This window comes from Thermanaerothrix daxensis, assembly GCF_001306145.1.
In the GTDB taxonomy this organism is placed as follows: Bacteria; Chloroflexota; Anaerolineae; order Anaerolineales; family Anaerolineaceae; genus Thermanaerothrix; species Thermanaerothrix daxensis.
In genome coordinates this window covers 279,645-299,358 of the sequence record NZ_LGKO01000004.1, presented here as the reverse complement: position 1 = coordinate 299,358, position 19,714 = coordinate 279,645, and the positions used below count along the sequence as shown (strand labels likewise).

Genomic DNA, 19,714 nt, shown 5'->3' with positions numbered 1-19,714 from the left:
CACAGGCTGTGAGGAGATGGGCTAATGGCGGGATCGCCGATATCGTCTATATCCCAACAAACCTAACAACAAACCCACTCCTCCAAGGGCTATAATCGCCTGGATTACCGTTTTAGGCTCCATTCCAGGCATGACGACTTGGCCATCGCCGTATTCTTTGAAGAGCTTTCCCCACTTGGTTTGCAGGGCGGCTTCTACACGCTTGCGCCCAACAAAAGGATACCAGTAGACATTATGATAAAAATTGCTGGCAAAATAACTCCAGGGCACCAAGGGGCTTTGTAAAAGAATTTTTTCAAAAGGCTTGAGCGGCCCGTGGTAGATCATCTTTTGCCCACGAGAGGCGAAGGTATCTTCTTGTACAAAATTCCAGGGGGGTTCCTGGTTGATATCGTATCCAACAATTTCAATTTGACGAGGGTCGCCTATTCCCAGGTCAAGTTCGTGGGCAATCCGAATGAATGGGATGCGCAATGGGTCAAACCCTTGTAATCGCGCCGAGACGGCATCAATGGCTACCTGGTCGGCAGAGGCAAGCAGAATGTCTTTTTCATGCCAGCGCATAGCGCGCGGACCAGGGCCATCACCTGCGAAGGTTCCGTCCATGACGGCAAAGATCCCGGGGTGAATTTCCTGTTGAATGACCAGCAAGTCCACTAAAGTTTCGTGGATGACACCGTGTGTCCAGTGGCGATTGCGATGGAGGAGTCCACCAAACGCATTCTTCATCGCGCCGGTAATGGTGGTGAAAACATGGGTCTTAACAGTGGGAAGATGGACGATGTTTTTCCCAATCAGGGCTTTGGGTATGTACACCCCCTCGGGATAGACTTTATCGAGCACCAAAAATGGGCGTGAGCGGGGTTGATAGCGTATCCACTCGAATTGATCCTGGTAGAGATAGAGGCAGGGCACCTGGTGTTTGTCGGTCACAAAGCGGTGCTTATTATTGTATTCGCCCACGCGGGTATCTACCACGACGGTGTCGTTGTGAATGCCCACCAAGTCCTGATATCCCATCTTGCGCAAAGCGAGGATCACCCCTTCTAGTTGCCAAGGGGTTGTGGAACAGGCGGGATACCAGGTCTGCCAGGAGATATTGATCTTCAATCCGGTGGTAACTCCATGCGGAAGGGCTTGTTCTACCCCTGCCATGCGCATTAATTGTTCAATGTCTTCTAGGACTGTGGCTGGGGTGGTTTTTAGAACAGCCACACGGCCCTTACCAGGAAACTGGCTCACGCCTAAGAACCTCCTTCAATAAAGTCAGTGATGAACTCCACTAGCATTTTAGCCGTGGCCAGGGTGCAAGTCTAGTTGTTTTTATCATGCTATCCCTGTTCATTCATCACCCTGGTTTCCAGATTCGGAGGCCATAGGCTTTAATTTATTGCGGATAAAGTCAGCCATCTGCAAGGCGCGCTGGGCAGAGGAGCCTAGATAATGCTCGGCGTTCTGGAAAAGATCGAGGATCTCCTCGACTCTCAAATAACGCAAAATGGCTTCATCCTGGCTGAGGTATTGAGGTAAGGGATTGGCCTTTCCCTGTTGAAGGGCTTGCCACGCCTTCAGAGCGTGCTGACGTAGTCGCTCGTGCATGGCTTGACGATCTGCTCCCTTCTTGGCTAACGCCATGAGCACGCGTTCTGTAGCCGCAAAAGGGAGATAGTTATGTAGATTACGCTGGATAGCCACCTCGTCCACTTCAAGTCCTCTTACGATGGTAAGCGCGGTTAGCAAGAGTTCGTCTGTCGCCAGAAAAGCCTCGGGGAGGATAATGCGGCGATTGGCTGAATCGTCCAATGTGCGTTCAAGAAGCGAATGGGCGGCATTTTGCCAGGCAATAGATGGGTAGGTGGCCAGTAGACGAGCCAGAGAATTAATGCGTTCGGCGCGAATTGGATTGCGTTTGAAAGGCATGGCAGAGGAACCCACTTGGGCTCTTCCAAATGGCTCGCGCCACTCGCCGATCATAGGATTCTGAAGCAGACGGAGATCAAAAGCGAATTTGTAAATAGAGGCTCCCACGCCCGCTAAGGCACTCAGGATCAGAAAATCTTGTTTTCGAGGATAGGTTTGGCTGGCTACGGGGTAGAAAGGCAAGTCAAGTTTTTGGCTGAGGAGCGATTCGAAACGCTCTAAGTTTTCGAGGCCGAGCAAGTCAGCGTAGGAGGCGGCACTTCCTACGGCTCCTTTGAAGCCTTTGCCGCGAATTTTGTGATGCAGGTCTGTCAGTGTCTGATGATCCTCAAGCAAATCCTGAGCATAAAGAGCCAGACGATAGCCCAAAGTCAGCGGCTCGGCAGGCTGAAGATGCGTGTAACCAATTATCGGCAGACGGGCGTAACGTTCAATCTTATCCACCAGAGCCAGAAGGAGATCGGAGAGGCGGCTCAGGAGCAGGCTGACTCCCTGGCGTAATCGTATGGCCTCGGCATTGTCCTCAATATCCATAGAGGTGGCGCCAAGATGAAGAATCTTCCCTCCTATGGGGCATTGCTCTGCAAAGGTTTTAAGTTCGGCCATGAGGTCATGTTGAATCTCGGCTTCTATTTCGAAGGCTCGCTTTAGGTCAATATCTTCTTGATGATCATGTAGGTCCTGAATCTGGGACGGGGTTACCAATCCAAACTCTGCCTGTGCCTCAGCCAGAGCCACCCACACCTTACGCCACAAGCGGCGCTTGGTGTGTTCACTCCAAAGCGTCCGCATGTCCGGGCTGCCGTATCGCCATGAAAAGGGAGATTGATAAAGGGAAGGATCCATGAAAAATGACCTTGAATTGCGAAATCGCAAAAACTCTGTTTGAAATTATAATTTATTAAAGGTGTGGTGTTACTAGCAGGGGAGAATTAGTTTGCATAGATTGGTCCCGGGAAAGTTTGCTTGGCATATAATAAACAAAACTATCTTCCAGTCTCTTGGTTTTGGAGGAGGTAGCCCTGGAGACCCAACGTATTACCCAAAGCTTTAGTGGTGGCGGAGCAAATCGGCAACTACCCCCAGGTCATGTACTGGTGGATCGCTACCTGATCCAAGAAGTCATTGGAGTCGGGGGGATGGGCTCTGTTTATCGAGCCCGCGATTTACACTTCCCGAATGTGGTCAAGATTGTAGCCGTTAAAGAGATGATCAATCAGGCACGCGATCCGATGGTGCGCCAGACCATCCTGCAAAATTTTGAGCGCGAGGCCAATTTGTTGGTCACGCTGAATCATGTTGCCATCCCCAAAATATTTGACTACTTCTCGTATGATGAACGTTCTTACTTGGTCCTGGAATATATTAACGGCAAGGACCTGGAAGCCATCTTAAATGAAACCGAGGGCTTCTTACCCGAAGATCAAGTAGTCAAATGGGCGATTGAGATTTGTGATGTTTTAGATTATCTGCACAATCACAAACCCGAGCCGATCATCTTTCGGGATATGAAGCCCTCAAATATAATGATTAATCACAACGGCCATGTTATGCTCATTGATTTTGGCATTGCCAAGATCTTTCGCGAGGGCCAAAAAGGCACCATGATCGGTACAGAGGGATACAGCCCTCCGGAACAGTATCGAGGTGAGGCAACGCCGTTGGCAGATATCTATGCGCTGGGGGCTACCCTGCATCATTTACTAACCAAGCGTGATCCACGACTTGAACCACCTTTCTCTTTCTCAGAGCGTCCAATCCGCAAAATTAACCCCGCGGTATCGCCAGAATTAGAGGCGGTTGTTAACACGGCCCTTCAATACAATCCTGAAGATCGTTTTCCTTCGGCGGCGGCAATGAAGGAAGCCTTGCTTGCTGTGGCGCGCAAGACGGGAATTCTTTCTCGCATCACTTTGCCTGCCACAATGAAAGAAGAAAAGATCAAGCCGTTATGGGCTTTTAAGTGTGAAGATGAGGTGCGAGGGTCTCCTTTCTATGATAACGGTGTGATCTACATTGGCTCTTATGACAATAATTTGTATGCTTTGGATGCTACCAATGGGGACTTCCGTTGGAAATTCCCCACTGAAGGTCCAATTGTTGGACGGCCTATCGTCTCTCAAGACATGGTGCTGATCGGTTCCAAGGACGCTTTCTTGTACTGTATTTCCGCCAAGACCGGGAAACTGCTGTGGAATCACAAGACAGATGGTGCAATTCACAGCTCTCCGCGGGTGAGCGAGGGGCATGTTTTCTTCGGTAGTGACGATGGCTACCTGTATGCAGTCAACCTCACCTCTGCGCGTCGGGCCTGGCGTTTGGATACGGGCGAAGCCATCCGTTCAACCCCTTTCTTGACTAATGAATACATCTACTTTGGCACTGAGGGAGGGGAATTTTACTGCGTAGATTATCGCGGGCAGATCAAGTGGCGATTTCGAGCCAAACGGGCCATTACCTCTTCGCCCACGGTGACCCAGGGAATGGTGTATTTTACTTCCTTGGATGCCTCATTCTATGCCCTGGACTCTAAGTCGGGGTGGATGATCTGGCGTTTTCGAATGGGTAAGGGCTCGGTGTCGTCTCCCTATCGAGTGGATAATTTCGTCTTTGCCGGGTCGGCAGATGGGTTTATCTACTGCCTGGATGCCAATACATCTAAAGAAATTTGGCGCTTCCAGACAGATCACCAGGTGAGTGGCTCACCAATTGTGTATAAGGACAGCCTGTACTGTGGCTCGGCGGATGGTAACTTGTACTGTCTGGACTACAAGACGGGTAAGTTGCGTTGGAAGTTTGCAACCGACGGCCCGATTACCGGTACACCTGCTGCTTTTAATAACATTATTTATTTCGGTTCAGCCGATCATATGGTGTATGCTTTGCTTGCCTGATCCCCAGCCAGGTGGAGGTAGAGGTGGTTAAGTTTTTTGAGCGTATTTTCAACCGGCGCAAATCCACGCTTCCGGAAAGCGAGAGCAAGTTTGTTCAAACAGCCCCTCTAACGGATGAGCAGTTACAACCCGTTACGATGACCCCTGTGGTTATAACCCCCGGGCACCTTTTGGTGGGAGTTGGGCAGTCGGTGGGCTTGCAGCGTGAGCGCAATGAGGATGCTCTGTTCTCGCTCACTTCTATTTTGGCGGATGGAAATACTGAGTTGCCATTCGGGGTTTTCATCGTAGCCGATGGGATGGGAGGGCATGAGCATGGTGAGATTGCCAGTGGAGTTGCTGTGCGGACAATGGCAGAATACATTCTATCGCGTTCTTATCTTCCATTTTTATCCATGGAAGAGCGTCAACGCAGCAGTCTACAAGAGGTAATGGAAAACGGGGTTGTGCAAGCCCAACAAGCGGTGGTAAGGTATGCGCCGGGTGGTGGTACTACCCTAACCGCTGCCCTGGTTGTCGGCGAGCAGGTTACACTGGCTCATGTGGGAGATAGCCGAGCCTACTTTGTTCATCCAGATGGACGGATGCAGGTGATCACCCAGGACCATTCTTTGGTTCATCGTTTGGTCGAGCTGGGGCAGATCTCGGAACAGGAGGCACAAAGTCACCCACAGCGGAACGTGCTCTATCGTGCGCTAGGCCAGTCGGAACCCTTTCGACCGGACATTCACACTCACCCAATGCCCCATCCTGGATTCTTGCTGATTTGCAGTGATGGATTGTGGGGTGTGCTTTCGGATGACGAAATGTTCCAAATCATCGCTGCGGCACGTAACCCTGCAATTGCGTGCAAGAATCTGGTTGATGCAGCCAATGCAGCGGGTGGGCCGGACAATATTAGTGTGATTCTGGTTCAATATCTTTGAAAATAGATGATGGCAACTGGTGTAGCGGAGTACTATAACATTCTCAAGATACCTCTGGATGCAACCGCCGAGGAAATTCGGGCTGCCTACTTTTCTGCTACACGAGCCTATCACCCAGATGTCAACCCCTCGCCCGAAGCCCGACAAATGTTTATTCGGGTGCAGGAAGCGTATGAAGTGCTTTCCAATCCCCAACGTCGCGCCACTTATGATGCTGGCATTCCCCCGGATTATCGTCAACCCCCGCCGATTGCTATCGAGTGGGTTCTCAGCCGCCAGGTGTTACCCCGTCTGAGGGAGCCCCAACTGGTTTACGCGCTGCTCAACCTGCGGGTAACAACGCCTGCAGATCCTTCTAAAGCCCCGCCTGCTCATATTTGCCTGGTAGTAGACCGCTCAACCTCGATGCGAGGCGAGCGGATTGAAATGGTCAAGCGGAGCATTGCCCATTTGGTGCAGAATCTGAGACCCAATGATTTGATTTCGTTAATTGCATTTAGTGATCGGGCAGAAGTCATTCTGCACGCGACGCCTGCCCAGCATCAAATTGATATATTGCATCACATCAATCAAATTCAAGTGGGCGGGGGCACGGAGATATTACACGGGCTGGAAACGGCGATTAACCTTTCGCGGTATGCCAATCACGCAAATAACATATTTACTCAGGTATGGTTGATTACCGATGGTCACACCTATGGTGATGAGCAGGCCTGTGTTGAACTGGCTGCAACAGTACGCCGCGATGGGATTGTAATCAACGCATTTGGGATTGGTGAGGATTGGAATGATGATTTTTTGGATGCCTTAACGAGCATTGCCGGCGGCAATACCCACTATGTGCGAAGCCCTGAAGATCTGCTTGCATACTTTGAGCGTAAGGGAAGGAGTGCTCGTCAAGTCTTTGCGCGAGGTCTGGAACTCCATTTTATAAGTGAAGGGGGAGGCAACCTGCGTTATGCCTTTAAAGTCGCAGGAGATGTTGCGCCGCTCCCTCTGGAAATTCCCATTCCAATGGGGGATTTATATTATGACGAAAAGATGAGCATTGCGCTGGAATTTTTGCTTCCCCCTTTGTCCCCTGAGATCACAAGTCTAAATTTAATGTGGGGTAAGTTAATGATGGAGGTCCCCGCTTTTGAGGCACGCTACTGGCGGTTACCCTTTACGATCAGTTGCGAGGTGGGCGAGGAGGTTGGATCAATGATTGTTCCTGAAACCTTACTTCAAGCCCTTTCGCGCCTCACGCTTTATCGCATGCAAGAGAAAGCCCGTCAGGAGATTGCTACCGGAGAGGTATCAAGAGCGGCTCGCCGATTACAATATCTAGCGACTCACCTGCTAGCAAAGGGCGAACGTAGTTTGGCCCGGACGGTGCTTTTGGAGGCGGAACATCTACAACGCACCCACCAACTCAGTGGTGAGCGCGGGAAACAGATCAAATATGGCACGCGATCCCTTCTCATGCTACCCGAACCCCGTAAGGATTAAGGCTATGATCACCTGTCCCAATTGTCATCATCAAGAATTGCCTGGCGCGTTATTTTGTAGTGAATGTGGGGCTCAACTGGTGGTTGTGGACCGAAGCGCCACCCAAACCCTGGATATGATTCAGTCGGACTACTTTGAACGGAAGCGCTCTAAGCCGTTGCCTCCGCTTCCAGAGGAAAATGCGGCTCCGGTCGCGGCATTAAGCATTGCCCTGCGGGTCATTGATTCTGACGAAGTAATTCACCTGAGTGGGCGCTCAGAAGTAACTCTAGGGCGAGTTGTAGAAGGTCAGCCCATTCTTCCCGACATTGATCTTACCCCCTACGAAGCCTATGCTCATGGGGTTTCACGGTTGCATGCGGCAATTAAAATTACCCCTCAGCGTATTTCCATTATGGATCTGGGATCATCTAACGGCACCCGTGTCAACGGTCAGAAGATTGTTCCTCACGTGGATTATCCGCTGAAGAATCACGATGTTATTGCCTTGGGGAAGCTTAAAATCCAGGTTATTATTCAATAAGAGATGAGGGAGCTATGCCGAGCGTGATCATCCATTTGAATAATGAGGATCCTGTATTGGGTGAGATTGACGCTTTACCCGCCCCAACGGATTATTTGATCATTGTCAAAAATCCGCGCAAACGGGATGGCAAGGATCTTCATTATATTGAAGCCAATGTGACCACCGTGATCTGGCCAGTGAGCCGCATCAATTTCATTGAGGTTCTGCCAGCGGCTGAAGAAGAGGAAGTCATCTCCTTTGTGAGGGAGTAACCCGTCCATGAGCGATATGAGCCTGAGGGACCGCCTGATCCTCGTGGTAGATGACGAGGAGAAAATGGCACGTTTCATTCGCCTCAACCTGGAGCACGATGGATTCCGCGTGGTAGAGGCTCATCGCGGTGAAGAAGCCATTCGCGTATTGCGCGATGCCCTGCCCGACTTGGTGATTCTGGATGTGATGCTGCCGGATATGGACGGCTTTGAAGTGCTCCAACTCATTCGTGAGATCAGCCAGGTTCCGGTTATTATGGTGACTGCCAAGGGAGAAGAAGAAGATCGCATTCGGGGATTGGAATTGGGGGCAGATGATTATGTGACCAAGCCTTTCAGCCCACGTGAACTGGTCAGCCGGGTGCGGGCGGTTCTACGGAGGACCGAAATGGCCAGCCCAATTTCCAAAGAGGTGGTAGAGGTTGATGACCGTTTGAGGATTGACTTTGGGCGACGTGAGGTATGGGTAGAAGGAAAATTGGTCAAGTTGCGTCCTACGGAGTACCGCTTGTTATATCACTTGGTGCAAAACGCTGGCTGGGTTCTCACCTACGATCAAATATTGTCGAAGGTTTGGGGGTATGAATATCGTGATGAGCCCCACTATGTGCGGTTGTATATCAATTATCTCCGCCAAAAGATTGAGAAGGATCCTTCCAATCCCAAGTACATTCTGACCGAACGCGGAGTGGGCTATCGTTTTGTGGATTTTCGACGCCAGAAACCCGGTGAGCAGAGCCGAGAATCTACAAAAAATTGATATTTCTCTAGCACAAATCTTATGCATCGGGCATATAAAAAGGGTGTCATCAAAACCTTCTGAGAAGGAGGTGGACGATGGCCAACTTGATGGTTTTTGATCCGATGCGTGAGATTGCCGCTTTGCGTTCAACGGTAGATCAACTCTTTGACGATCTCTTCACCCGGCAGGTGGACTGGCTGCGGGGGACGGAGTGGATAGCAGTAGATATGTATCAGACCGACAACGAGGTAGTGGTGAAAGCCACCATGCCCGGGGTAAAGCCCGAAGACATCCACGTCACGGTGAACAACAATGTGTTGACTATTGCGGGTGAGGTGAAGCAGGAAGAGGAAGTCAAGAACGCGGTGTATCACTTGCGTGAGCGCCGCTATGGGCAATATTCCCGCAGCCTTACTCTGCCGGTGCCGGTCGAAGTAGATAAGGCGAAGGCCGAGTATGAGAATGGGGTTTTGACCCTAACCTTGCCTAAAGCCGAAGCTGTGCGACCGAAAACCATTACGGTGAAAGCGAAGTAAGTCTGAGGAGCAGCCGCCCCGAAGAATGATGGGGCGGCTGACATTTCTGGCAAACAGGAGGTTGAGATGCCAATTTACCAGTACGTGTGCGAGGAGTGTGGGGTGCCCTTTGAGCACTTTGCTCATTTTTCTCATAACGGCCACCTGCCCCAATGTCCGCGTGGACATACTCGAGTGCGTAAGGTGTACCAGGCACCTGCGGTGATTTTTAAGGGGAGTGGTTGGTATAGCACGGACCATCGTCCTAAGCCTTCAAGCGAGGAGAAATAATAAGTCATATTAGACGGTATCGGGCCTGAACTGTGATATACTAAACCCGATTTAGCTTTGGGTATCAGAAGGGAGATTATAGAATGATAGATGCACCTATTCACGTGACGGATGCAGCGTTTGAGAAAACGGTGTTGCAGTCGGCTTTACCGGTAATTGTGGATTTTTGGGCTCCATGGTGTGGACCTTGTCGTCTCATCGCGCCAGCCCTTGAGAAGATTGCCAAGGATTACGCTGGTAAGTTGATCGTAGCCAAGGTCAACACAGATGAGAATCCGGAATGGGCCACACGTTTTGGTGTTCAAGGGATTCCCACGCTTCTCTTTGTTGCCAATGGTAAGGTGATCCATCGTCAGGTAGGCGCCTTGCCTGAAGGTATGTTGCGAGATGTCGTGGAGCAGTTCCTGGAAGTGGTTCAGACGGCTTCAACCCAAACCAAGTCCTGAATTACCCCTCGTGATGAAAATGAGCGAAAGCCCGGTAACCAAACCGGGCTTTCCTACTTGGGGGCGAGCGGCCACTCACTCACGTACACGCTGAATGTGTGCGCCCAGTGCCGCCAGCTTTTCGTCCACTCGTTCGTATCCCCGATCAATTTGCCCAATGTTACGGATGACCGAGGTGCCGTGGGCGGAAAGGGCCGCTAACACCAGTGCCATGCCCGCGCGAATATCCGGGCTTTCTAGTTTCTCGCCGTAGAGCTCGGTGGGGCCTTGGACAATGCAACGATGGGGGTCACACAGGACAATTTGAGCGCCCATGCTGACTAACTTGTCGGTGAAGAACATGCGGCTGGGGTACATCCAATCGTGAAATAGCACCGTTCCTTTGGATTGGGTGGCAACGACCAGGGCAATACTCATCAGATCGGTGGGAAAGGCCGGCCAGGGCATGACGCTAATTTCGGGGATAGCGCCCCCCAAATCGGGCTCGATAGTCAGGCGTTGCTCGCGCGGGACGAAGATATCCTCGCCCCGTACTTCCCAGTGGACGCCCAGCCGACCGAAAACCAGCTGAATCATGTCCAGGTACTCCGGTCCGGCCTTGCGGATTGTAATTTCTCCACGGGTAACTGCGGCCGCCCCGATGAAGGACACCACTTCCAGATAATCAGGGCCGATGGTGAATTCCCCGCCGTGCAGGTGATCCACCCCGGTGATGTGCAGGGTATTGGAGCCAATATTCTCAATTTTAGCGCCCAGAGAGTTTAAGAAATGGCAGAGTTCCTGAATGTGCGGCTCTGAGGCGGCGTTGCGGATCACGCTCTCGCCTTTAGCTATGACGGCTGCCATGATGGCGTTTTCGGTTGCGGTTACACTGGCTTCATCGAGGAGGATGTTAGCGCCATGCAACCCATTGGCATGGAAGTGGAAGTAGCGATCGTAAGATACTTCCACTCCCAGTTTTTTGAGCGCTAGCAGGTGGGTATCTACCCGACGCCGTCCAATTACGTCCCCCCCGGGAGGGGGCAAGCGCAGCACCCCGGTGCGCGCGCTCATGGGTCCGGCCAGTAGGATGGAAGCGCGTATCTTGCGGCAGAGATCGGGGTCCAGATCCGCTGGGCGGACCTCCCTGGCCTGAACCTTCCAGGTGTGCTCGTCTAAGTCCGTAAATTCCACTCCCAATGATTCGAGGAGGGCTCGCATCGTGCGCACATCAAGGATGTTGGGGATGTTGTGCAGGATAATCGGTTCATCGGTTAGGAGACAGGCGGCCAGCAGGGGTAAGGCGGCGTTTTTGTTTCCAGAGGGGGTCACTTCGCCGTGAAGAGGATAACCACCTTCGATCACAAACTTTTCCATTGTCACCTCCAGAGTTATTATATCTACACCTTTGGCATAATGGGCGGGTTTTTGCTACAATAGAAACCACGGGGGAGATGATGGATGAGCGGATAAAAAGAGGGTGCTGGAATGGATCGGGCGATCAAAGAGCAACTTTACGATGCATGGCATGCATTTATAACTCGTCATATCGTTATGCCCCAAGTGCGACCTATAATCGCAGCGTCATGGCGGCGCTGTTGGGCACGGGTGGACCCCTATACTTCCCTAAAGCCGCCGCGGTTGTCTGACCAGCATTTGTTTTCCATGCAAGTTAATTATTTTGAGTTAATGGCTATTGCCCGGCCCGTCATGGAGGACATTTATCAGTACATTGAAAACTCAAATTCAGCGGTGCTTTTTACCAACAGCGTGGGGTACTTGCTGGATTGGGTAGGAGATCCGGGGATGTTGGCTACCCTGGAGAGCATGCAGATTGAACCAGGTACGTTGCTGGCCGAGAGCGAATTGGGCACCAATGCCATTGGCGTGGCACTGCTTGAACGTGAGCCCGTTCAAGTGGTCGGGTATGAACATTTTTGTCAGCCGTTGCACGATTTTGGTTGGGCAGCAGCGCCGGTTTTTGATATCAGCGGCAAGTTGCTCGGGGCATTAGGAGTGGTGACGCGGGTCAGTAATTTCCACCCGTATGCGTTGGGTATGGTGGTGGCAGGTGCGCGCGCCATTGAAGCCCAACGTCAGTCAGATCAGTTGTTGGAAGAGCAAAACAGCCAGTTGGCCGGAATAAATGCCATTCTGGCCAGTATCAACGAAGGCATTCTGGCGTGGAATACAGAGGGAATTGTGATCCACGCTAATCCCACTGCGGCTGAAATTCTCAAGGTTCCCCAGGAGTCGCTCATGGGGGCTCATCTGGATGCTTTTGTGAAATTCCCGCCATATGTGCTGGATGCCCTCCATCGCCAAATTCCGGTCTCGGATCTAGAGGTTCAACTTTCGGTATTAGGGGAAACAGTTTCCTGCTTGCTGAGCCTGCAATATGTCCGTGGACGGCGTGGTCTGCGAGCCATTCTGGCAGTTTTACGTCCGCTCAAGAGTCTGCGCGAGTACGTCCAGCGTCAGGTGGGTTCTCCCACTTTTGATCTTCAGAATCTAATTGGCGAGTCACCCGCCATTCGCCGCGTGCGGCGCCTGGCACGCAGCGCGGCTGCAGCACGGGGGTGTGTGCTTATCCGGGGAGAAAGTGGAACCGGTAAAAATTTGCTCGCCCGTGCCATCCATTACCACAGCCCGCGCAGTCATGGGCCTTTTGTGGTGTTTGCTTGTACCGCGGTGCCCAGTGAATTGGTCTTGCCCGAGTTGCTGGGGGTGGAGCGCGGTGTGGGGGAGGGCATTTCACATGCCAGCAAATTTGAACTGGCTGACGGGGGTACCCTCTTCTTTCAGGATGTAGAGGCGCTACCCCTGGAGGCGCAGTCGGTATTGCTGAATTACCTGGAGTTAGGGATTATCCAGCGCATTGGCAGCCGCAAGCCGATTGAGGTGGATGTTCGCATCATTGCTTCGAGTTCGGCCAATCTGGAACACCTGGTGGCTGAGGGTAACTTTCGAGCCGATCTCTTTTATCGTCTAAGCCTGTTTGAGATCGTTCTTCCCCCTTTGCGGGAACGCAAACAGGACCTGGAATTGTTGATCGAACAGGTGTTGCAGCGCCTGGCAAGGCAATTAGGGCATCCGCTTAGTCTGAGCAAGGATACCCTGGCCATCCTGAGAGCACATTCCTGGCCGGGGAATGTGCGAGAACTGGAGTCGGTATTGACGCGGGCGGCGGTGCAGGCCAGTCCCTCCCAGATTATCATGCCGGCACACTTGCCCCCTCTGCAAACCAGTACTGATGCAGGTGTTCCCATGTGGATGCCCAATCTCCCCCGCCTGGAAGAGATTGAGCGGCAGGCCATTCTCCAGGCTGCCCAACAATGCCATGGCAATGTTTCTCAAATGGCGCGTCTGTTGGGGGTGGGACGAACTACCTTGTGGCGCCACTTACGGCGCATGAATATCTCACTGGATTCCTATCGTGAAGATGGGCGGCGCGAAAGCGGTGTTTCATTATGAAACACAATGTCGCTAAAATGTTTCAAACCGATACATTAATCGGGGATTAATTTGACAGGACGGGCGTACGCCTTACAATGGATTGTGATGTCCTGCGCAATGTGGCTTCAAGGTAGTTGGGTGATGCCGATGTGCCCTGCGGTAATGTTGTGGGGTGCGGAATGCCATGTTGGTGTTCTTTCTTTAGGCAAGAGATACCGCCATTAGGAAGTTCCTGATAGGCGGTATTTTTTGCAAAACCCATTGTTTTTCTGGTTGCTCAATTTCATACCAAAGGAGGTGAACGGAGAGACGAGCGGAGGTAGCACTTTGTTCTTCACCCATAATCCCATTCTTCAAATCCTTTATGAAAGGAGAGGTCCGACATGAAATCCAAAGGTTTAGGCGAGTTTCTGGGCGAAGTCATTGGTACTTTCACCCTGATCTTGCTGGGTGATGGTGTGGTCGCCAATGTGGGGCTTGCCCCGCGCTTGGCAGCACCAGCCTATAACTGGAACACCATCACCATCGGCTGGGCCTTCGCAGTCATTGTTGCGGTTTATGTTGCGGGTGGCGTTTCGGGCGCCCATCTCAATCCTGCGGTGACCATTGCGCTGGCGGTTAAGCGCGGCTTCCCGTGGTCCAAAGTGCCCACCTATATCTTGGGCCAATTGGTGGGTGCGTTCCTGGGCGCGCTGGGTGTGTACCTGGTCTACCGTGAGGGTCTGGTGGCAGCGGGCATGCCCAATGTGTGGTGCACTGGCCCCGGCTCGGTATTCGGGCAGGCCTTCTGGGGCGGCCAGGGTGCTGCGGCACAGGGCTCCTATTCGCTGCTGAATGCCAGCATTGCGGAAATTTTTGGCACCATGGTGCTGCTCTTCGGTGTGCTTGCCAGCGGTGATCAGCGCAACCTGGGCCTGAAGTTCAATATGGGGCCGTTCCTGGTGGGTGGCACGGTGCTCTCGGTCGGTCTGAGCCTGGGTGGCCCGAGCGGTTATGCCATCAACCCGGCTCGTGACCTGGGTCCGCGCATCTTCGGCGCTCTGGTTGGGACGCAAGGCCTCTTCGATGGCTCCTACTGGATCGTCGCCCCCGTGATTATGCCGATCATCGGCGGTATTTTGGGCGTGCTGCTTTACGATTGGTTCGTCACCGCCTTCTTGCCCGAGAAGAGTGAGTAATTTTCATGAGTTTGGGATTGGGCCTGCTCCTTTTCTTGAGGGGCAGGCCCATCTAAAAAGAGCGGGCATGCTATAGGTAGGGGTGGAAAAGGTGTCCAAAAGCGCCTCCACCACAGGGTGCTAGAGTGCTAGAAAGGAAGAGTGAGAGATGAAGAAGTTAATCAATAAACCCGAAGATGTTGTACGAGAGGAACTGGAGGGGATGGCGCTGGCTCATCCCGACCTGATTCGGGTGCACTTTGATCCTAATTACGTTGTGCGTGTAGATGCACCGGTCAAGGGGAAAGTAGGGGTCCTCTCCGGAGGTGGTTCGGGGCACGAGCCCATGCACGGTGGTTTTGTGGGCATCGGTATGCTGGATGCCGCCTGCCCTGGAGCAGTGTTTACCTCTCCCACCCCCGACCAGATGCTGGAAGCCACGCGGGCAATCAACGGCGGCGCTGGTGTGCTGCACATTGTTAAAAACTACACTGGCGACATCATGAACTTCGAAATGGCAGCAGACCTGGCACGTGCCGAGGGGATTGAGGTCGAGTCCGTCGTCATTGATGATGACGTGGCGGTGAAGGATAGCCTCTACACGGCTGGTCGCCGTGGGGTTGGGAGCACTGTGTTGGCCGAAAAGTTGTGCGGGGCGGCTGCCGAGCAGGGGCGCTCGCTCAAAGAAGTAGCGGATGTCTGTCGCAAAGTGAAGGATTGGGGACGCAGCATGGGCATGGCGTTGACCTCATGCACCGTGCCTCATGTGGGGCGCCCAACCTTTGACCTTCCCGAAGACGAAATGGAAATCGGGATCGGCATCCATGGGGAGCCGGGGCGCACGCGCATGAAGCTAAAACCGGCTGATGAAATTGTTGAAATGCTGATGGAGCCGATCATCAATGATATCCCCTACAAAGCAGGCGATGAGGTGTTGCTCTTTGTCAACGGCATGGGAGGCACGCCACTCATCGAATTGTACATTGTGTACCGCAAGGCGCATCAGATTGCGACCAAGCACGGGCTAAAGGTGGTGCGCAATCTGATCGGGTCCTATATTACCAGCCTGGAGATGGCCGGTACTTCGATCACGCTCCTCAAGATGGATGAGGACATGATTAAGTTGTGGGATGCGCCGGTCAAGACCCCGGGCCTGCGCTGGGGCATGTAATACCCATGAAGACTTGCCGGGGTTTGCCTGATGATGCCCCCGGCCATAACGGAGCGTCGTATGGTCATTACTCGGGACAAAGTACTGGATTGGATTAAGCGTTACGCCGATCTTCTGGCGGAGAACCGTGATTACCTGACCCAACTGGATGCGGCTATTGGTGATGCCGACCATGGGGCCAATATGGATCGCGGCTTTAAGGCCGTACTGAGCAAAATGCCGGAAATGGCCGACAAGGATATTGGCACGATCCTGAAGACGGTGGGCATGACGCTATTGGCTACCGTTGGCGGTGCGGGTGGTCCTCTTTACGGCACCCTCTTCCTCCAGGCCGGGATGAAGACTACCGGCAAAATGGAAATGACATTAGAGGACTGGATCAACGCCTTGGAGGCTGGGATCACGGGGGTAAAGAACCGTGGCAAAGCCGAGTTGGGCGATAAGACCATGATTGATGCCCTGGTACCGGCCTGGAATGCGCTCAAGCAAGCCGCAGAAAACGGTAGTAACCTGGGCGAGGCCCTGGAGCGGTGTGCACGTGCTGCCGAGGAGGGAATGAAAGCCACGATCCCGCTGGTGGCGCGGAAAGGTCGTGCCAGTTATCTGGGCGAACGCAGCGCTGGTCATCAAGATCCAGGGGCAACTTCGTCCTATCTTATGTTGCGGGCGGCCGCCGATGTTTGGCGTGACGCGTAAAAGAACTTCTCAATCCCAAAACTAAAATCTTCAGGAGGTGTGGTATGGCCAAGTATGCTGCCGCTATTGATCAGGGTACGACCAGTACTCGCTTTATGATCTTCGACCACAGCGGCAACGTGGTAGGGGTTGATCAGAAAGAGCATGAGCAGATTTACCCCAAGCCGGGTTGGGTCGAACATGACCCGATGGAAATCTGGACGCGAACACAAGAGGTGATCGAAGGCGCGTTGCGCAGGAGTGGGGTGAGCCCCAAGGATATCGCCGCGGTTGGTGTGACCAATCAGCGCGAAACCACCATTGTATGGGAAAAGGCAACCGGCAAGCCAGTATACAACGCTATCGTCTGGCAGGATACCCGCACTGACAAAATCTGCAACGAGCTTGCCGCCGATGGTGGACAGGACCGCTTCCGCCCCAAGACCGGTCTGCCGCTGGCCACTTACTTCTCGGGACCCAAGATCAAGTGGATCCTGGACAATGTGCCGGGAGTGCGCGAAAAAGCCGAGAAGGGAGAAGTGATTTTCGGCAACATTGATACCTGGGTGATCTGGAATCTGACCGGCGGTCCGCAGGGCGGTGTGCATGTGACGGATGTATCGAATGCCTCGCGCACCATGCTCATGAACCTGGAAACGCTGGATTGGGATGATGAAATCTTGGGTATCCTGGGAATTCCGCGCGCGATGCTGCCGGCCATTCGCCCGTCCTCTGAGGTCTATGGCTATGCCAAGGGCTTGCTGGATGGCATTCCGGTTGCCGGTGACCTTGGCGATCAGCAAGCGGCTCTCTTTGGGCAGGCCTGCTACAGCCCTGGCGAGGCAAAGAACACGTACGGTACCGGCTGCTTCATGCTGCTCAATACCGGTACGCGCCCGGTGCCCAGCAAGAGCGGTTTGTTGACCACGCTGGCCTACAAGATTGGTGATCAACCGGCTGTCTACGCGCTGGAAGGCTCGATCGCCATCACGGGGGCGCTGGTGCAGTGGCTGCGCGACAACCTAAAGATGATTGAGTCCTCAAAGGATGTTGAACCGCTGGCCCGCACGGTTGAGGACAACGGTGGCATCTACTTTGTGCCTGCTTTCTCCGGCTTGTTCGCACCCTACTGGCGCAGCGATGCCCGCGGCGTGATTGTGGGTCTGACCCGCTACATTAACCGCGGTCACATTGCACGGGCGGCGTTGGAAGCCACGGCTTACCAGACCCGCGAGGTGCTGGATGCGATGAACGCCGACTCTGGCGTGCCGCTAACCGCCCTCAAGGTGGACGGTGGCATGGTGTACAATGAACTGCTGATGCAGTTCCAGGCGGACATCCTGGGTGTACCGGTCATTCGTCCGAAGGTAGCCGAGACCACCTCACTGGGTGCGGCGTATGCAGCCGGTATGGCCGTGGGCTTCTGGACCAACTTTGACGAACTGCGCGCCAACTGGCAGGTGGATAAGGTCTGGCAACCGCAAATGAGAGCTGAGGAACGCGAGCGGCTCTATGCTGGTTGGAAGAAGGCCGTCCAGCGCACCTTTGGGTGGGTCGAGTAAGTCGTTCTGAGTGTCTGTTGTGGGGGGCAGGCCATTCCTGCCCCCCAGCATGTGCGCCCTAGAGGCGCAGGGCGGTGTGGTCAAGACGGCAAAGCCCGATTGACCGGTGACCGCCCTTTATATGCCAGTTGCACGGGTGATTTTTTTGAAAGTTGGATGAGACGCTCTCCATTAATGATAAAATTCACATACGGCTGGATGGTGATTCATGAGCAAAAAAAAGAAACGCCAGGTTGAACAAGATCCTTTTGCAACCGGACAACCCTGGCTATCTATGAAGAGCGGCATTATTACCATGGCGGTTGTCAGTGTCTTGATGGTGGTGTGGGTGACCTGGCAGGGTTCTTATTCTAAGCCCCTGGGAGAAAGTTTATTGTGGGGGCTGGTCTTCGGTGGAAGCCTGTGGATTGTGTTTTTGTTGTTTTTGCTCATTCATCGTCTATTTCGACGGTAGGCAAATGGAAGTTAGGCACGTTTTCACAAGGCTAGAAGTTCTCGAGTAGAGGAGTGTATCTATGAGCCAATTTCATGCGATTGTGATAGGGGCTGGCTTCACGGGTGTGGCAATTGCTCATGATCTGGCATTGCGTGGTTTCCGCGTCACAGTGGTTGAACGTGGACCGATTGCCAATGGGACTTCCGGACGCACCCATGGGCTGCTACACTCGGGGGCACGTTATGCTGTGAATGATCAAGAATCGGCAATTGAGTGTATCCAGGAAAATCAAATCTTGCGATTAATAGTTCCGGATGCGATTGAGCCCAATGGGGGATTGTTCATTGCTGTAGACGAGAGTGATTTGGAATATCGCGAAAAATTCATCCAGGGCTGTGAGGAATGCAAAATTCCGATCCGTGAGCTGACCCCGAAGGAAGCATTGCGCATTGAGCCCAACCTGAACCCCAAACTGTTGACCGCCTTTACCGTACCTGATGGTACTTTTGATCCTCTACGCCTGGCACTGGCCTTTGCGGCCACGGCTAAATCGAATGGAGCCGTATTTCATCTGTACACCGATGTGGTGGATTTGCTTACCGATGGTCAGGGGAATATCAAGGGAGTGAAGGTTTGGAATCGCGCCAATGATAAGCGCTTTGAGATCGAAGGGGATATTGTGGTCAATGCTACCGGTGCCTGGGTGGGGCAGATTACCTCCATGGCGGGTATTCGGGTGCCAATTGCACCGACTCCTGGTGTCATGGTGGCTTATGACAAGCGCTTGACCCAACGAGCCATCAATCGGTTGAACAAACCGGGCGATGGAGATATCGTTTTGCCTCAGCGGCGGATGATGGTGGTCGGGACCACCTCGTTCTCCATTGAAGATCCAGATTATGTGCCGGTTTTACCGGATCATGTCGCCTTGATGATTGAGCGTGGGTCCGAATTAATCCCCGCCCTGCGACAGACTAAAGAACGGGGTGCCTATATGGCTACCCGTCCGCTGATCGGTAGTGGGGCGCCTGGCCGAAGTATTTCGCGCACCTTCAAAGCCTATGACCACAAAGAAACCGATAACATCGAGGGGTTGGTCACCATTACCGGCGGGAAGGCGACTACCTTGCGCCTAATGGCGGAAAAGACTGTGGATCTGGTATGCAAGAAACTGGGTGTGAATGTTCCCTGTACCACAGCCGAAACGCCGTTGATATCGTATCGTAAATTTTACGTGGATTAATCCCCCGAACCAGCCCATACTCTTGCATGGAGC

Annotated in this window: 19 protein-coding genes; 16 read left to right on the top strand and 3 right to left on the bottom strand. The window is 53.0% G+C overall.

The features are described 5' to 3' along the window. Positions 1–21: 21 nt before the first annotated feature. Both SE15_RS08455 and purB read right to left on the bottom strand, forming a co-directional pair. Positions 22–1,242, bottom strand: coding sequence for a DUF362 domain-containing protein (locus SE15_RS08455; protein WP_054521681.1), 1,221 nt, complete (start codon positions 1,240–1,242; stop codon positions 22–24). Positions 1,243–1,341: 99 nt separating this feature from the next. Next, positions 1,342–2,766, bottom strand: coding sequence for an adenylosuccinate lyase (gene purB / locus SE15_RS08450; RefSeq protein ID WP_054521680.1), 1,425 nt, complete (start codon positions 2,764–2,766; stop codon positions 1,342–1,344). Positions 2,767–2,927: 161 nt separating this feature from the next. Here purB and SE15_RS08445 point away from each other — a divergent pair, with 161 nt between their 5' ends. From SE15_RS08445 to trxA, 9 genes are all read left to right on the top strand, one after another. Beyond that, positions 2,928–4,814: a serine/threonine-protein kinase gene (locus tag SE15_RS08445; protein ID WP_054521733.1), complete on the top strand. Its 1,887-nt coding sequence runs from the start codon at positions 2,928–2,930 to the stop codon at positions 4,812–4,814. 23 nt (positions 4,815–4,837) lie between these two features. Then, complete coding sequence (locus tag SE15_RS08440; RefSeq protein WP_054521679.1) at positions 4,838–5,740, top strand: PP2C family protein-serine/threonine phosphatase; 903 nt, start codon at positions 4,838–4,840, stop codon at positions 5,738–5,740. A 6-nt stretch (positions 5,741–5,746) separates the two neighbouring features. Continuing rightward, a complete protein-coding gene (locus SE15_RS08435) occupies positions 5,747–7,231 on the top strand; it encodes a vWA domain-containing protein (RefSeq protein WP_054521678.1) in 1,485 nt (494 codons plus the stop codon). 4 nt (positions 7,232–7,235) lie between these two features. Beyond that, a complete protein-coding gene (locus SE15_RS08430) occupies positions 7,236–7,754 on the top strand; it encodes an FHA domain-containing protein (RefSeq protein ID WP_054521677.1) in 519 nt (172 codons plus the stop codon). 14 nt (positions 7,755–7,768) lie between these two features. After that, positions 7,769–8,008: a hypothetical protein gene (locus SE15_RS08425; protein WP_054521676.1), complete on the top strand. Its 240-nt coding sequence runs from the start codon at positions 7,769–7,771 to the stop codon at positions 8,006–8,008. 7 nt (positions 8,009–8,015) lie between these two features. Continuing rightward, positions 8,016–8,768, top strand: coding sequence for a response regulator transcription factor (locus tag SE15_RS08420; protein ID WP_054521675.1), 753 nt, complete (start codon positions 8,016–8,018; stop codon positions 8,766–8,768). Positions 8,769–8,845: 77 nt separating this feature from the next. After that, positions 8,846–9,286, top strand: coding sequence for an Hsp20/alpha crystallin family protein (locus SE15_RS08415; protein ID WP_054521674.1), 441 nt, complete (start codon positions 8,846–8,848; stop codon positions 9,284–9,286). Between the two features lie 66 nt (positions 9,287–9,352). Next, positions 9,353–9,556, top strand: coding sequence for an FmdB family zinc ribbon protein (locus SE15_RS14150; RefSeq protein ID WP_083461824.1), 204 nt, complete (start codon positions 9,353–9,355; stop codon positions 9,554–9,556). Between the two features lie 83 nt (positions 9,557–9,639). Then, positions 9,640–10,002, top strand: a complete 363-nt coding sequence (gene trxA / locus SE15_RS08410; RefSeq protein WP_054521673.1) for a thioredoxin — start codon at positions 9,640–9,642, stop codon at positions 10,000–10,002. A gap of 75 nt (positions 10,003–10,077) precedes the next feature. Here the strand turns inward: trxA and murA are convergent, their stop codons facing one another. Then, complete coding sequence (gene murA / locus SE15_RS08405) at positions 10,078–11,358, bottom strand: UDP-N-acetylglucosamine 1-carboxyvinyltransferase (RefSeq protein WP_054521672.1); 1,281 nt, start codon at positions 11,356–11,358, stop codon at positions 10,078–10,080. A 111-nt stretch (positions 11,359–11,469) separates the two neighbouring features. Between murA and SE15_RS08400 the strand changes: the two genes are divergently transcribed. The 7 genes from SE15_RS08400 to SE15_RS08370 all read left to right on the top strand — a co-directional run bounded on the left by SE15_RS08400 (position 11,470) and on the right by SE15_RS08370 (position 19,681). Further along, positions 11,470–13,455: a sigma-54-dependent Fis family transcriptional regulator gene (locus tag SE15_RS08400; protein ID WP_083461823.1), complete on the top strand. Its 1,986-nt coding sequence runs from the start codon at positions 11,470–11,472 to the stop codon at positions 13,453–13,455. Between the two features lie 365 nt (positions 13,456–13,820). Then, the gene (locus tag SE15_RS08395; RefSeq protein ID WP_054521670.1) at positions 13,821–14,615 is read left to right on the top strand and encodes an MIP/aquaporin family protein; all 795 of its coding nucleotides are present in this window, start codon (positions 13,821–13,823) and stop codon (positions 14,613–14,615) included. A gap of 148 nt (positions 14,616–14,763) precedes the next feature. Then, entirely contained in the window at positions 14,764–15,765 is a 1,002-nt protein-coding gene (gene dhaK / locus SE15_RS08390; RefSeq protein WP_054521669.1) for a dihydroxyacetone kinase subunit DhaK, read from the top strand. Between the two features lie 60 nt (positions 15,766–15,825). Further along, the gene (gene dhaL, locus SE15_RS08385; protein ID WP_054521668.1) at positions 15,826–16,461 is read left to right on the top strand and encodes a dihydroxyacetone kinase subunit DhaL; all 636 of its coding nucleotides are present in this window, start codon (positions 15,826–15,828) and stop codon (positions 16,459–16,461) included. Between the two features lie 44 nt (positions 16,462–16,505). Then, positions 16,506–18,002, top strand: coding sequence for a glycerol kinase GlpK (glpK, locus tag SE15_RS08380; RefSeq protein WP_054521667.1), 1,497 nt, complete (start codon positions 16,506–16,508; stop codon positions 18,000–18,002). 208 nt (positions 18,003–18,210) lie between these two features. Then, complete coding sequence (locus SE15_RS08375) at positions 18,211–18,456, top strand: hypothetical protein (protein ID WP_054521666.1); 246 nt, start codon at positions 18,211–18,213, stop codon at positions 18,454–18,456. A 61-nt stretch (positions 18,457–18,517) separates the two neighbouring features. Continuing rightward, positions 18,518–19,681: an FAD-dependent oxidoreductase gene (locus SE15_RS08370; RefSeq protein ID WP_083461822.1), complete on the top strand. Its 1,164-nt coding sequence runs from the start codon at positions 18,518–18,520 to the stop codon at positions 19,679–19,681. Positions 19,682–19,714 lie beyond the last annotated feature (33 nt).